This is a genomic window from Pseudomonas iridis (assembly GCF_017980685.1).
Classification (GTDB): Bacteria; Pseudomonadota; Gammaproteobacteria; order Pseudomonadales; family Pseudomonadaceae; genus Aquipseudomonas; species Aquipseudomonas iridis.
On record NZ_JACXXO010000010.1, the window covers coordinates 18,470 to 30,983 of the forward strand.

The following is a 12,514-nucleotide window of genomic DNA, read 5'->3' on the forward strand; positions in this document are numbered from 1 at the left end:
GCCATTTATCGTCCCACCGAGGAAAACCGTGAATCGCGCGGGTTTTCTGGAGTCACTCAGTCATGGCCAATCCAGTTTCCGTTCCGGATAAAACATCCACGCCTGAAGCCTCTCGACAGGATCAGGGGCTGTTCCGCAATCATGCGCCGGTGCAACGCGAAGGTGTGCGCAAAATGCTGCGGATCATGTGGAACATGATTTTCCACAAACCGAGCAACACCCGACCTGCCGCGGCAATCCCGGTGCAACCGCTGACCCGTGAAGATCTGCTGGCAGCGCCAAACCACAGCGTCTTTCGCCTAGGTCACTCGACTCTGTTGCTGAAGATGCAGGACAAATTCTGGATCACCGATCCGGTCTTCGCCGAACGCGCCTCGCCCGTGCAATGGGCCGGCCCGAAACGTTTCCACCAACCACCGATCAGCCTCGACCAATTGCCACCGATCGAGGCCGTGATCCTTTCGCACAACCACTACGACCACCTCGATTACGAGGCGGTGCTCAGGCTGGCGGTCAAAACCAATCTGTTCCTGACCCCGCTGGGCGTTGGCGACACGCTCATCAAGCGGGGCATCGACGCGAACAAGGTGCGCCAGTTCGACTGGTGGCAAGGTACAGAAATCGCCGGTGTCCGCTTCATCGCCACTCCGTCGCAGCACTTTTCCGGTCGTGGCCTGTTCGACGGCAACAGCACCTTGTGGGCGTCATGGGTGATGATCGACGGCGATACACGAATCTTTTTCAGCGGCGACAGCGGCTATTTCGACGGTTTCAAACGCATCGGCGAACAGTTCGGCCCGTTCGACCTGACATTGATGGAAACCGGCGCCTACAACGTCGAATGGCCGCATGTGCACATGCAACCCGAACAAACCCTGCAAGCCCACATCGACCTAAAGGGCCGCTGGCTGTTCCCGATCCACAACGGCACTTTCGATCTGGCGATGCATGCGTGGCATGAACCGTTCGACCGGATACTGGCGCTGGCCTGGGAGCGCAGCATTTCGATCACGACGCCGCAAATGGGTGAGGCGTTCAACATCAGTCAACCGCAGCGCGGCAATGCCTGGTGGTTGGGGGTTGAAGGGGAGAGTGAGGGAGTTGTGCAAAACGCCTGATCCCCTTCAGTCGGTGCTGATGTTGATTTTCGTGGTGACGAGGAATCCATCCCGTCGCCACAAACCCTCACTCAGCCATCGCATATTCCCCATGCCCTGCTGGTTCCGAAGCCATCGCGTTCAAACTCGCACTACGCCCCGGCGCAAACCCGGGAAAGAACACCAGCCCCTGCGACTCAAACCGGTACGCCAACGCCAGGCGTGCCGCATCCGCCACTTCTTGCTGCGCTTCAAACCGTTGAATGTCGCCTACCGAAACTTCAGCCTCCCGCGATAGCTGTTCCACGCTCCAGCCCAGCATTACTCTGGCCTGCACGCAGTGCGTAGGGGTGAACTGGAAAAGGGCAATGCGTTCGAGGATGTGGTTCATCGCAAGAGAGGCCATGGTGTGCTCCGGGCTCAAGAGTGCTGATTGAAAATGTACTGTGTTTTTGTACAGTTGTTTTCAGTCGGGATCAAACGCATTTTTTGATTTTGCCTATTTTGCCGCCTCCAACCAGACGGACGGTGGCTGACCGAGGATGCGCCGGAACATCGTCGAAAACGCTGCGGGGCTTTCGTAGCCGAAGTCCAGGGCGATCCGAGTCACCGTTTCACCCGCCGCCAACCGTGCCAGTGCGAGCACCACGCAGGCCCTTTGCCGCCACTCACTGAAGCTCATTCCGGTCTGCTGGCGAAACACTCTGTTGAAGGTGCGTAAGCTTATGTGTAACTGCTCGGCCCAATGTTGTGGCGACTGATGGGCGTTGGGCTGATGCAGAAAGTTCTGACACAGCGCGAGTAGTTTTCCGTCGATCGGCAACGGAATGTGCAGGGGCAACGGAGCACTGCGTGTAACTTCGTGCAGCAATAAATCGATCAGCAAACCGTCGCGCCCACTCGGGTCGTAGGCCTGCGGAACCTCCACCGCTTCCATGAGCAGATGGCGCATCAACGGTGACACGTCGATGACCTGACAGCGCTCGCCCAAATCAACCGCTCCCGGTTCGATGTAGAAACTTCGGGTACTCACCCCAAGCATCAACACCTCATGCGCCACCCCCGGCGGAATCCACACCGCCCGTTGCGGCGGCACCACCCAGTTGCCGTCATGGGTGCTGACCTGCATCACTCCCGTCGCGCCGTAGAGCAATTGCGCTCGACGATGCGTATGAAATGGCAGCAGATGGCCGTGGGAATAATCAGTACCGATCGCCACCACCGGGCGCGGTGTGTCATCCAGCAAATTGATTGAAACATTGCGCATCGAGCGGCACCCCAGCGTTTGGCGTAAACGCAAACATTATTGGCTGAGTTGCTGAAGCAGGCCAAGTCATGTCGCTCTATCGTCGACCGCTCCCCATCACCGGAAGACGCGCCATGTTCTACCTCCTGCTAACCCTCTTTGGCTGCCTGACCGGCATCACCGCCGTGCTCTTCGGCTTCGGTGGCGGCTTCGTCGTTGTGCCGCTGCTGTACCGCATGCTTACCGCCAGTCACGGGGCCGACGACCCCATCGGCCAATCAGCGATGCACATTGCCGTCGCCACTTCGACCTGCGTGATGATCGTCAACGCACTGATCGCCACCGACAAACACCGCCGCGCCGGCAACCTCATTCGGGATTACCTTTGGCCGTTGGGCGGGTTCATCGGATTGGGCGCGATCCTCGGCGCGATCGCCGCCGTGTGGGTCAGCGGCGAAGTCATCCGCTATGCGTTCATCGCCTACCTTGGCGTGACCATCGTTGATTGCCTGCTGCGACGCGGATTTCTCACACACGCTAAAGACGTAGTCCCACGCCGATTGGGCAGGATGGAAACGTCCGGCGGCGGTGTAGGCATTGGCGCTATCGCGACGTTTCTTGGCGTAGGAGGAAGCGTCATGACCGTGCCGCTCCTGCGCCGCAGCGGGTTGAGCATGTCCCAGGCGACGTCCATGGCCAATCCGCTGAGCGTGCCGGTGGCAGTGGCCGGGACCCTGACGTACATGGCGCTGGCCGGTTTCAGCAAGACAGATCTCGGGCCGTGGTTCATCGGGTATGTGGATCTGCTGGCGTTTGCGCTGTTGACGGTGGGGTCGTTACTGGGGATTCGATTGGCGACGCGATGGATCGGGCGCATACCGGATCGGGTGCATGCGTGGGTTTATGTTGGATTGTTGATAGTCGTGATGCTGGGTATGGTGATCAGATAAGTGATTACTCGGCTCAGCTCAAGTTAGCCGTCTTAGCAGAGAACCAAGATGTTGATCTTCAATTGCACCGAAGCTGCCAGCAAGTTCTTCAGCCGCATCCATAAGGGCAAAAAGATTACGCCCGTGGACAACAAACCGCCGTCGCCGGCCATCGAAGACGACGAGGCCAGCCGTTCTGTAGAGCAGTGGCTAGTCCATGCGATCACTGTGCAACGTAAGCACGTATTGTTTGTTATCCATGTGAAAACCCGTTACTGCATGGTCTTCGCCGATGCGAAAAAGGCTGACGCAGAAGGTTTTGTTGCCTGGTTTGCTGATCGCTGGCGTGAAGGCTTGATTCGCGATGCGATCAATCACGGTCTTATGGATTGGGTCGATGCTGGCATCATGCCGGAGCGTATGGATCAAAGCTGTCGCGAGTACAGGTTTTATCGGCGCAGCCATCGCAGCGCACAAAAACACATTGATGAAATCGCCTGGTATTTCCAGGGCAGTGCAGCTGAGTGGGGCTGTTTACCACAAGGTGAACGTGCAGCCATTGGTTTCGATGCCGCGATGAATGACACGCCCAGAAGCAGCAAAGGTCAGAAAGATATGTACTGGCCGAATGTTGAGATGGTCGCTCACTGGTTACGTGAATATTGCGCTGTTAATGAGTCGGGTATCGAAAGTGCCTTGGAGCGGCGTCTGGCGGCGTGGCGAGAGATCGAAGCTTTTCATTCAGCGCCAGGGTGAGGCCGAAATGTGCGGTTGCACTCGATTCTCTGGTTTAGCCTCGCCATAATCCGCCCCGACTTTAACCGCGCCGGCGTGCAAGCACCGGCGCCGCCTCCGCCTCTTTCAAGGATCGATCATGTTCAAGGGACTGTCGCGCCTGGCGCCATGCGCCGCGGCGCTGTTCACACTGATTTCCACCGCCCATGCTGAAGATGGCCGACGCGTGTTCACCGGTACGTTGGGTAAAACACCGATTGTGGTGGAGCTCAACACTACGCAACCGGACGAAGTGAATGGCCGCTATTTCTACGAGAAATACCATCGCGATCTGGCACTCAGCGGTTCGTTGCACGAAAGCACTTTGACGCTGGTAGAAGGTGAAAACCGCTATGGCGAAGATGAGCCGTTAGCAACTTTGAAGCTGGAAGAAACCGGTAATGGCTGGCAGGGCGAATGGCAAAGTCCACAGGGTAAAAAATTGCCGGTGAAGCTGGCTGAGGCCAAACTCCCAGCGCCGACCTCAATGACTTTGCCATTTATTGCCACGCTGCCCCAAAGTGCACCGTATGAGTATTTGCGCTTACAGGGACTCAAGCTCAAACCCGCGAAGAAAGAAAACTTCATGGGCTACGACCTGCAATGGTGGACTGAGCCAGAGTCGAAGATCTCCTTGTTCAGCGTGGAATCCGGTTTACCCAAAGATGACCTTCAGCGGGTCAATCAGCAGTTGCTCGGCAGGTTGTGGCGCGAGGTGATCAGTTATCACGGTTGCCTGCTGCAAGGCGGCGTGAACACCGACTTCATGCAACAAGCAGAACCGAAGATGATCTCGCCAGCGGTGATCAGTCTTAACATCTCCACCAGCTATTACTGTGGCGGTGCACATCCGGACTTCGGCGATTCACCCCTCAATATTGATGTACAAACCGGCCATCCGCTGTCTTTGGCAGACGTGTTATGGGTCGGAGCGGGCAAGCCACTGTCACATGCCGACCGCGACAGCACAGGTGACCAGCCGTTGAGTGCTTCGGAAAGTGAAGCGTATTCAACTTATCAGCGCGAAGCGCTAGTGCCTTGGCTGATCAAGCAGTTCACCACGCTTTACCCCAATGAAATGAAGAAACCAGCGGAGGACGACGACAACGCTTGCGACTACAGCGACGAAAGCATTTGGGGATACTCACCCTGGTACTTCACCACGAAAGGTCTCTATCTCGGCCCTTACTTTGCTCGTGTGGCCCGCGCTTGCGATGCGCCAGACTGGTCGATCCTGCCGTACTCCGTCGTCAAACAACACCCAGGCGCAGTCAACTTGCACCTGCCTCAGGACTAACCATCACTCCAGACCCGGCGCCTCACGAATAATGAAGTGATCCAGGTTCTCGATATTGGCATTGAAGACCTCGAAAGGCTTTTCGGGGTTCTTCTTGCCCGGCACCTGCTTCAACTCCGGCGTCACACCATAGAAGAAACAGAACAACGCCTTGTCGCTATCAGCAGCGTGCTTGATCTCCTCCAGAAACGCCTTGCGCTTGCGGTAGTTGTCGATCAGCTTCTTGTTCAGATAAACACTGACCGCATAAGGCTTCTTCTTACTGTCCTCCGGCTTCTTGAACCAGACCTTGTCTTCGAAATCGATCCGGAAACTGGCGCCACTGTGGAAGTCTTCAATCTTCTTGATCCGCCCCCAGTAAATCAGCCCCTTGTTGTCCGTCAGATACTCAATCTTCTTGAAGAACGAACTGTACGGCGCCGAATGCTCACCGACCTTCAACGGCATCCGCTTGAGCAACTCCTTATCCGCGAAGTTCGAAACAAAGCACTCCACCGGATGCGCGAAAACACTGGTCTTGTCCGGAGCCGATTCACGACTCGCTGATTCCTTGCCACTGTCCGCCGTCACTCGTACCGGATCATCGCGCAACACATCCGCCGCCCCCGCTGGCGCGACAGGCTTGCGCACATACTCACGGCGGGTCAGCAACAGCTCTGATGGGAAGTGTTCCTCGCCACCGTCATCCACCTCGCCATCTGCCGCTTCAACACCCGAGGCTGAAGCTTTCAAACTCACATACGGACAACCCACCACATGCTGCGTCGTGGGCAGATTCTTGAAGTGCGGCGTGCGCACGTAATTCACATTCTTGGCGTTGAACGTACCCAACTCGTTGGAGGCCTCGAACGCAGAGCGACAGGCATCATTGGGGCACTGGAAATGTTCTTTGGCGGAATCGAACGCCACCGTCTCGTCGAAATTGAGATCGCGAACGTCATAGATCGACAACTTGTCGTCGAGGCTGAGGCAGTAGGCGAGATCGAATTTCATGGTGGGGCTCGGATCCTTGAGTGGGGGAGGGGTATTAATAGCGGGAGGCGGCGCGGGTTGCACTGATTGTTTTCAGGATGATGCGGAATCTCTCTGGATCAAACGGTTTGTCATGCTCACCGGTGTCAGACCCATCATTTACACATTGCAGCTGAGCTGGAATTTGTAAGCAGGGTTATGGATTTCTTTCCCCAGTAGTTTTTCCAGGGCTCCAAGCTGTTCGTGCGAGAGATCGTATCCCTCCCATCCTTGCTGTTCCACCGTCCATCCCATGATGGTTTTTATCGCCTGATCTGATCCGGTTGGGAGTTCCTCTTCAAATGCCAAGAAACCGCTTTCTTTATCAAATGCCTCGATTAGATAGATCATGGTTCTACTGTCCTCGTGCCGTCCGCTGGTTTGCTCTGAACTTTTAATGTCCGTAGCTAGCGAGTTGGTAATCGTATTGAGGATCGTAGAAAGATTTTCCGGTCAACGTTTCCAGTTGTGCTAGCTGCTGAAAATCAAGATCGTAACCGTAGAGTTCGTCTTCTGCGTCGTTCCATTTCATGATGACTCGCAGCTGCTCGATGGCCTCTGCCGAGATAGGCACTTCGAAAATCAGAGCTTCGGTGGATCTATCAAACGCATAAATTACGTGAGTCATGGTTCTATCCTTCTCTTTGAATCGGCCGGTTTGTTCTGCTCACCAGTGTCAGCATCGAATTCGCCAAGATGCCGACCGCGTTTGTCGTACATCTCTACTGCTCCATGTTGATAATCCCATTCCAGAATTTGCCCATCCTTGGTTTTCCAACGCATACGAGTACCTCGTCCTTTGACCCTGGTCTTCTGTTTTGCTGGTGTTGCGTCGGGAAACGCACTTAATCCTTTGGGGGCCGGATGATATTTGTGATCAGAAACACTCACCACAATATAAACCGGCCTTACCCCCGAACTCTCTGGAAACACCAGAATGAAATCCCTGTACTCCGGTGGGTAAACCGGATTCACAAGGATGTCGTTCGCCGCTTTTGTTGGCGGGTAAACCCAGATGTGCGGGGCCTGCGGGGCGGCTTCCAGAGCAGGGATGCCGAGGATGTCGGAGCCGTCAACGGCGGGTGTCCAGATCAGCTCGACGCCTTCCCCCAGATTGGCGACGTACTGGCTGTCGCGGGTTTCCAGCTTCACGACATCGACCATTTCCCAGTCGCGATTCTTGCCGGTGTAGAAGGCATAACCTTTGAGCGCGCCGTCGGTTTGTTGCTCGATGCGCAGGCGAACACGGGTGCGGGCCTGCTTGAGGGCGCGCAATTGTTCCTCGGTGTAAAGAGCGCTGTCACCCAGGCTGGGCGTCCAGAGCAAAGCGACCATGCCGGTCATGATTGCTGCACCGGTAGTGCCAATGGCGGCTCCAAGACCTGTTGCTGGCGTGGCGAGTGACGGGCTTCGCAGAGCAAGGCGCCCGAGGCCAAGTGAAACGGTATTGCCGCTGATGGTCTGCAGGTTCAGCAGCCCGGCATCATCGGCCTCACGGGTGCCGAGCAACGCGAATTCGCCGTAATCCCTCAGGCTGTCGGTCGGCACCATCCCGGAGGGATTCGAGTAATCAATGATTGCATCCGGCAGCTTGCAAGACTTCGCGAACACGCACCCAGCCCGGACCGCCTCGTCTTTTTTGACAGCGACCTGACGGCTGCGCTCAAACGCATCCTGCCGGGCCAGCATGGCCTCGTAAGCGTTCTGCCTGGCTTCGCGCTCGGCCAGTTCGGTCGTGTTCATGAACCGGTAGGTGACGTGATGCCCGTCGCCTGAAGGTGGGTTCCTGACCCGGGGAATATCCTTTTTGCCAGCCACTGATCATCCTTTCGTTCATTTATCGGTAGCACCGGAAAGAAGCCGGGCGACGTTAACGAAGGTGATGCATTGAGGCTGTAGGATGGGTCTGGGATAGGGTTAGGAGTTTTCGCTGTTTGATTTGGGGGGGGGGCAGTGCAAACTATGTGGGGCGGTGGGCGTCGCTTGCTGGCGATTTTCGGCATCAACCAGACTTCAATCCTCGCACCGCCATTGCAGGCCACGCATAACCCTGTGGCGAGGGAGCTTGCTCCCGCTGGGGGCGGAGCAGCCCCAAAAAGGTAAATGCGATGAATTAAACAGAGCAAGTAATGAGCTTGGCGACCGCTCCACGGCCGATCGGGAGCAAGCCCTCTCGTCACATAGTTTTGCGGTTCGGGTACTCACGCTTCAACCGTTTAACCCTGTCATAAAGCGATTCGGTGAACTCCTTGCTGTCATTCGAATGATGGCAGCGCCGATGGCAGTTCGGACAAAGTGCTACAGCGTTGCTGATTCGATCAGAACCCTTATTCGCCAAATGCCTCACGTGATGAACTTCAAGGTAAGGAGAGTCATTTTTAGTGAATGGAGCCGGTTCACCGCACCCTTCACATATCCCTTTGGCTTTCTTACGGACCCAGGCTCTAACCTTCGGGTCACGTATAAATGCAGTGCTTTGGGTGGGAGCGCGCTTCGGTTTCACAATCCCTTCAGGTTCGTCTTCAAGAGGCAGTTTCTCTAACGCCAGAGCTCTCTGCTCTAGTGCTTCTTCATCCGCAGTCGCAACCGTTGGGTCTCCAAGCGTGACCCCTTTGGCAATCAACACTGCTCGGATGGCAGGCTCAACGTTAGTCCCAACGTTTCTGGCTGGCTTGTACCCTTTGATGTATTCCCTATGCATTCTCAATAAAACGGCAGAGATGTTCTGCATGCGGAATTCAACTGAGCCTTCAGTGCGGTTGTGCAGCGCAGATGCTCGCAGCACGCGATTCTTATGTGCTTTGTTAAATTTTTGGCCGATTCGCTCAAGCTCAAACATCTTCAGATAGGCATCTACTGCTGCCTCAATCTCAGCAACAGTCCAGTCAGTGTCTTTTTTCTTGTCGCTCATAAAATCGCCGAGGGTTGAAAACCCTCGGACGATACTGAGTGGCCATTACTGCTGTCTACGAAAATTCCTACAAGAAATAGCGACGGATCTCGCATGTGATCCTACAAGCGCATCGCTCACCCCATCGAATGCTTCGACGACTGAAACGCGTGAGCGAGCCTTCGCCACCAAGGCTTCGTCGCCATCGCTTTTCGTGGTGTCTGATCGCTCAACAGATAAGGCATGTCCCGCAGCCGAATCCAACTTTCATCCTGCCAATGCAGCAGACTCAATGACATCTCCGGCCAATCCAACAAACTCAACATCGGCCGATCTGAATGCCCCAACTGTTTTGCATCACGCAAGGTCGGCACCACCTGATGAGTCAACCACTCACGCAACAATCGATTCCCCGGAACGTAGTGATACACCAATAGCGCGTAGACGCCGGACTCGCTGAGCATCAGTTGCTTTTCGGGTTGCCGGAAATACTCAATCCACAAAACGCGACGCTGATCCTTGTCCAGTTTGTTGACCATGCGCTCGCTCAGATGAACACCCATCAAACGGCCGATATCGCGGGCGCAGAACCATGGTTGGTTTTCGAGTAGAAGGGTATGAAGAGCGAGGTTGTGGCGAGAGAACACTGTTACAGAAAAAGGATTGGGCATATCCATGACCTCTACGTTTAGATATTGGAGGGCCTGACCCCAACGTAGAGCGGACTTAAGAAATCCCAACGAGCAGGCAATCACCACCGACGACATGTGCGTCTGTGGGTTGACCATGCTTTCCACGTTGGGCGTTTCTTAGGCACCTGCGATTGAGCTTAGAGGTGCTTGTGATGGGTATCAATGCGGAAGCGGCTGTAACTGCTGTAGGAGATTTAGCGCTCGGATGTAGGGATGGAAAGGGATTACCCATCGCCCATAAAAAAGCCCCGATCATATCGGGGCTTTTTGCTTTCTCGACTTGTCGACTCAGGCAGCAATCGTCAAATCGTGGCGAGCGAGACTATTAGTTAGTCCCAGCTCAACGCACCACCAGTTTGGTATTCGATCACACGAGTCTCAAAGAAATTCTTCTCTTTCTTCAAGTCCATAATCTCGCTCATCCAAGGGAACGGGTTAGTCGTCCCTGGATACTCTTCTTTCAAACCAATCTGCGACAAACGACGGTTAGCGATGAACTTCAGGTAGTCCTCCATCATCGCTGCGTTCATGCCGAGTACGCCGCGAGGCATGGTGTCGCGGGCGTATTCGATCTCCAGCTGCGTACCCTGCAGGATCATCTGGGTCGCTTCTTCCTTCATTTCGGCATCCCACAGGTGCGGGTTTTCGATTTTGATCTGGTTGATCACGTCGATGCCGAAGTTCAGGTGCATGGATTCGTCGCGCAGGATGTATTGGAACTGCTCTGCGACGCCGGTCATTTTGTTGCGGCGGCCCATGGAGAGGATCTGGGTGAAGCCGCAGTAGAAGAAGATGCCTTCCAGAACGCAGTAGTAGGCGATCAGGTTGCGCAGCAGCTCTTTGTCGGTTTCGACGGTGCCGGTTTCGAACTTCGGATCGGAGATCGAACGGGTGTATTTCAGGCCCCAGGTGGCTTTTTTCGCGACCGATGGGATCTCGTGGTACATGTTGAAGATCTCGCCTTCATCCATGGCCAGCGATTCGATGCAGTACTGGTAGGCGTGGGTGTGGATCGCCTCTTCGAAGGCCTGGCGCAGGATGTACTGGCGGCATTCCGGGTTGGTGATCAGGCGGTACACGGCCAGGACCAGGTTGTTGGCAACCAGCGAGTCGGCGGTGGAGAAGAAGCCGAGGTTGCGCATCACGATGCGGCGCTCGTCGTCGGTCAGGCCTTCCGGGTTTCTCCAGAGGGCGATGTCGGCGGTCATGTTGACTTCTTGCGGCATCCAGTGGTTTGCGCAACCGTCCAGGTACTTCTGCCAGGCCCAGTCGTACTTGAATGGCACGAGTTGGTTGAGGTCGGCGCGGCAGTTGATCATGCGCTTTTCGTCAACGGCGACGCGGGCGGAGGCGCCTTCGAGTTCGGCGAGGCCTTCGGCGACGTCGAGGGAGTTCAGTGCAGCCTTGGCGCGGGCCACGGCAGCCGAGTCACTGGCCGTTACGGCGCGTGCTTCGAGGGCGGCGGCACCGCCGGCGCTGTCGAGGCGGTCCATGTTGGCTTCGGTAGCGTGGCCGGCGTTGGCGCCTTTCACTGCTGCTACTTCACTGTCTTCTTTGTCGAATTCGTCCCAGCTCAGCATGACGTGTCGTCTCCTGCGTGAGGGCCTGTCGCCCGTGTGAAACCTGATGGTTGGTTTTTCACACGGCCATACAGACCGCGTTGGATCTAAAGGAATCGTTTTTTGCAGCAGCTATACGCAGGCAATAAAACAGAATTTTGTTCGGGGTTCCGAGAGCCTCTGACGGGCGCAATCAGCGTTGGACGCTGCTGCGGGGCTTCAGACTGGCTTTTCATCCCTGTAAGGGAATATTGCTGTCCCGATTAGGGCGGCATTATAGGGAAAAAAACACGGCTGTGCTGAGGCGAATCCGCACATGGAGCGGTCGAGGAGGATGGTTTTTCGAGGAGAGTGAGGGTTTACAGGGCTTTGCCGGGGAAAGATTTTTTTTTGGAAAAATATCGCAATTGTGGATTTGATCAAAAAACGTACAAAAAACCGCGTTTTTCACTACATCTAGTGTTTTGCAACCCTTTTAAACGACTTCAGACACAACTGAGCCCGACCGAAGTCGGGCTGGAATCGACCCTCGATGTTGCGCAGAGCGGTTCAATTCGGTGCAGTCTCAATCATCAATTGGTGCAGCCGTTGCCCATCACGCTATAGCGCAGGATGTGACGCTGGCCTTTGGAGTCGTCGTACTCCATTTTCGCCGGTACCACTTCGCAGACATTGGGAATCTCGCTCATGGATACAACGTTGGCGATGTCCAGGTGGGTCGAGTAGGTGTATTCCTCGATGATCGGTTGTTGCTGTGCGACATCAGTCGGGACCTCGTCTGCCATGGCGGTTACGCACAGACTGCTGAGGGCCAGAACCAATAAAGCTTTCATTTCAAAGTTACCTTTTTGAGGTCGAGTGGGGTCACGCAACCTTTTTGGGGTTGCGTGTGGAGCTTGAGTATTTGATGCATTACCTGGAGAGCTGGATTAACGGCCTTCGTGGGGGCTGTAACGTTGTTAATCGCGTTTGCCGTGTTGGCGAGGTGAATTTTAGGGAGGTAGGGCAGGGGTAAACAG

14 protein-coding genes are annotated in these 12,514 nt (G+C 55.5%); 4 read left to right on the forward strand and 10 right to left on the reverse strand.

From position 1 onward, the window contains the following. Positions 1-62 precede the first annotated feature (62 nt). Positions 63-1,118, forward strand: a complete 1,056-nt coding sequence (locus IEQ42_RS17110) for an MBL fold metallo-hydrolase (protein WP_210704251.1) — start codon at positions 63-65, stop codon at positions 1,116-1,118. Between the two features lie 67 nt (positions 1,119-1,185). Here IEQ42_RS17110 and IEQ42_RS17115 read toward each other — a convergent pair whose 3' ends face one another. Next, positions 1,186-1,503, reverse strand: coding sequence for a helix-turn-helix domain-containing protein (locus IEQ42_RS17115; RefSeq protein ID WP_210704252.1), 318 nt, complete (start codon positions 1,501-1,503; stop codon positions 1,186-1,188). A gap of 93 nt (positions 1,504-1,596) precedes the next feature. Beyond that, on the reverse strand, positions 1,597-2,364 hold the full coding sequence (locus IEQ42_RS17120; protein ID WP_210704253.1) for an AraC family transcriptional regulator: 768 nt from the start codon (positions 2,362-2,364) through the stop codon (positions 1,597-1,599). Between the two features lie 113 nt (positions 2,365-2,477). On the opposite strand from IEQ42_RS17120, the gene IEQ42_RS17125 reads away from it, so the two are divergent. The 3 genes from IEQ42_RS17125 (at position 2,478) to IEQ42_RS17135 (ending at position 5,343) form a co-directional block, all read left to right on the forward strand. Beyond that, positions 2,478-3,293 (forward strand): sulfite exporter TauE/SafE family protein, encoded by an 816-nt coding sequence (locus IEQ42_RS17125; RefSeq protein WP_210704254.1) that lies wholly within the window; start codon positions 2,478-2,480, stop codon positions 3,291-3,293. Between the two features lie 48 nt (positions 3,294-3,341). Continuing rightward, positions 3,342-4,028 carry a DUF6933 domain-containing protein gene (locus IEQ42_RS17130; RefSeq protein ID WP_210704256.1) on the forward strand — a complete coding sequence of 229 codons (687 nt, stop codon included), beginning with the start codon at positions 3,342-3,344 and terminating at the stop codon, positions 4,026-4,028. A gap of 118 nt (positions 4,029-4,146) precedes the next feature. After that, positions 4,147-5,343, forward strand: coding sequence for a hypothetical protein (locus tag IEQ42_RS17135; RefSeq protein WP_210704257.1), 1,197 nt, complete (start codon positions 4,147-4,149; stop codon positions 5,341-5,343). A gap of 3 nt (positions 5,344-5,346) precedes the next feature. Here the strand turns inward: IEQ42_RS17135 and IEQ42_RS17140 are convergent, their stop codons facing one another. From IEQ42_RS17140 to IEQ42_RS17175, 8 genes are all read right to left on the reverse strand, one after another. Beyond that, positions 5,347-6,336 (reverse strand): hypothetical protein, encoded by a 990-nt coding sequence (locus IEQ42_RS17140; protein ID WP_210704258.1) that lies wholly within the window; start codon positions 6,334-6,336, stop codon positions 5,347-5,349. 138 nt (positions 6,337-6,474) lie between these two features. After that, positions 6,475-6,705 carry a DUF7683 domain-containing protein gene (locus IEQ42_RS17145; RefSeq protein ID WP_210704259.1) on the reverse strand — a complete coding sequence of 77 codons (231 nt, stop codon included), beginning with the start codon at positions 6,703-6,705 and terminating at the stop codon, positions 6,475-6,477. Between the two features lie 43 nt (positions 6,706-6,748). Beyond that, positions 6,749-6,982 carry a DUF7683 domain-containing protein gene (locus tag IEQ42_RS17150; RefSeq protein ID WP_150592936.1) on the reverse strand — a complete coding sequence of 78 codons (234 nt, stop codon included), beginning with the start codon at positions 6,980-6,982 and terminating at the stop codon, positions 6,749-6,751. Next, a complete protein-coding gene (locus tag IEQ42_RS17155; RefSeq protein WP_210704261.1) occupies positions 6,979-8,172 on the reverse strand; it encodes an S-type pyocin domain-containing protein in 1,194 nt (397 codons plus the stop codon). Before IEQ42_RS17155 ends, IEQ42_RS17150 begins: the two co-directional genes overlap by 4 nt. Positions 8,173-8,530: 358 nt before the next feature. Further along, positions 8,531-9,265, reverse strand: a complete 735-nt coding sequence (locus IEQ42_RS17160; protein ID WP_210704262.1) for an HNH endonuclease — start codon at positions 9,263-9,265, stop codon at positions 8,531-8,533. A gap of 116 nt (positions 9,266-9,381) precedes the next feature. Next, positions 9,382-9,915, reverse strand: coding sequence for a BRO-N domain-containing protein (locus tag IEQ42_RS17165; protein ID WP_210704441.1), 534 nt, complete (start codon positions 9,913-9,915; stop codon positions 9,382-9,384). Between the two features lie 350 nt (positions 9,916-10,265). Next, a complete protein-coding gene (locus IEQ42_RS17170) occupies positions 10,266-11,516 on the reverse strand; it encodes a ribonucleotide-diphosphate reductase subunit beta (RefSeq protein WP_042560552.1) in 1,251 nt (416 codons plus the stop codon). A gap of 551 nt (positions 11,517-12,067) precedes the next feature. Further along, on the reverse strand, positions 12,068-12,328 hold the full coding sequence (locus IEQ42_RS17175; RefSeq protein ID WP_042560551.1) for a DUF2790 domain-containing protein: 261 nt from the start codon (positions 12,326-12,328) through the stop codon (positions 12,068-12,070). Between the last annotated feature and the right edge of the window lie 186 nt (positions 12,329-12,514).

Coding starts and splice junctions, on each gene's coding strand:
- IEQ42_RS17110 (WP_210704251.1), top strand. CDS start 63: ATGGCCAATCCAGTTTCCGTTCCGGATAAAACATCCACGCCTGAAGCC.
- IEQ42_RS17115 (WP_210704252.1), bottom strand. CDS start 1,503: ATGGCCTCTCTTGCGATGAACCACATCCTCGAACGCATTGCCCTTTTC.
- IEQ42_RS17120 (WP_210704253.1), bottom strand. CDS start 2,364: ATGCGCAATGTTTCAATCAATTTGCTGGATGACACACCGCGCCCGGTG.
- IEQ42_RS17125 (WP_210704254.1), top strand. CDS start 2,478: ATGTTCTACCTCCTGCTAACCCTCTTTGGCTGCCTGACCGGCATCACC.
- IEQ42_RS17130 (WP_210704256.1), top strand. CDS start 3,342: ATGTTGATCTTCAATTGCACCGAAGCTGCCAGCAAGTTCTTCAGCCGC.
- IEQ42_RS17135 (WP_210704257.1), top strand. CDS start 4,147: ATGTTCAAGGGACTGTCGCGCCTGGCGCCATGCGCCGCGGCGCTGTTC.
- IEQ42_RS17140 (WP_210704258.1), bottom strand. CDS start 6,336: ATGAAATTCGATCTCGCCTACTGCCTCAGCCTCGACGACAAGTTGTCG.
- IEQ42_RS17145 (WP_210704259.1), bottom strand. CDS start 6,705: ATGATCTATCTAATCGAGGCATTTGATAAAGAAAGCGGTTTCTTGGCA.
- IEQ42_RS17150 (WP_150592936.1), bottom strand. CDS start 6,982: ATGACTCACGTAATTTATGCGTTTGATAGATCCACCGAAGCTCTGATT.
- IEQ42_RS17160 (WP_210704262.1), bottom strand. CDS start 9,265: ATGAGCGACAAGAAAAAAGACACTGACTGGACTGTTGCTGAGATTGAG.
- IEQ42_RS17165 (WP_210704441.1), bottom strand. CDS start 9,915: ATGCCCAATCCTTTTTCTGTAACAGTGTTCTCTCGCCACAACCTCGCT.
- IEQ42_RS17170 (WP_042560552.1), bottom strand. CDS start 11,516: ATGCTGAGCTGGGACGAATTCGACAAAGAAGACAGTGAAGTAGCAGCA.
- IEQ42_RS17175 (WP_042560551.1), bottom strand. CDS start 12,328: ATGAAAGCTTTATTGGTTCTGGCCCTCAGCAGTCTGTGCGTAACCGCC.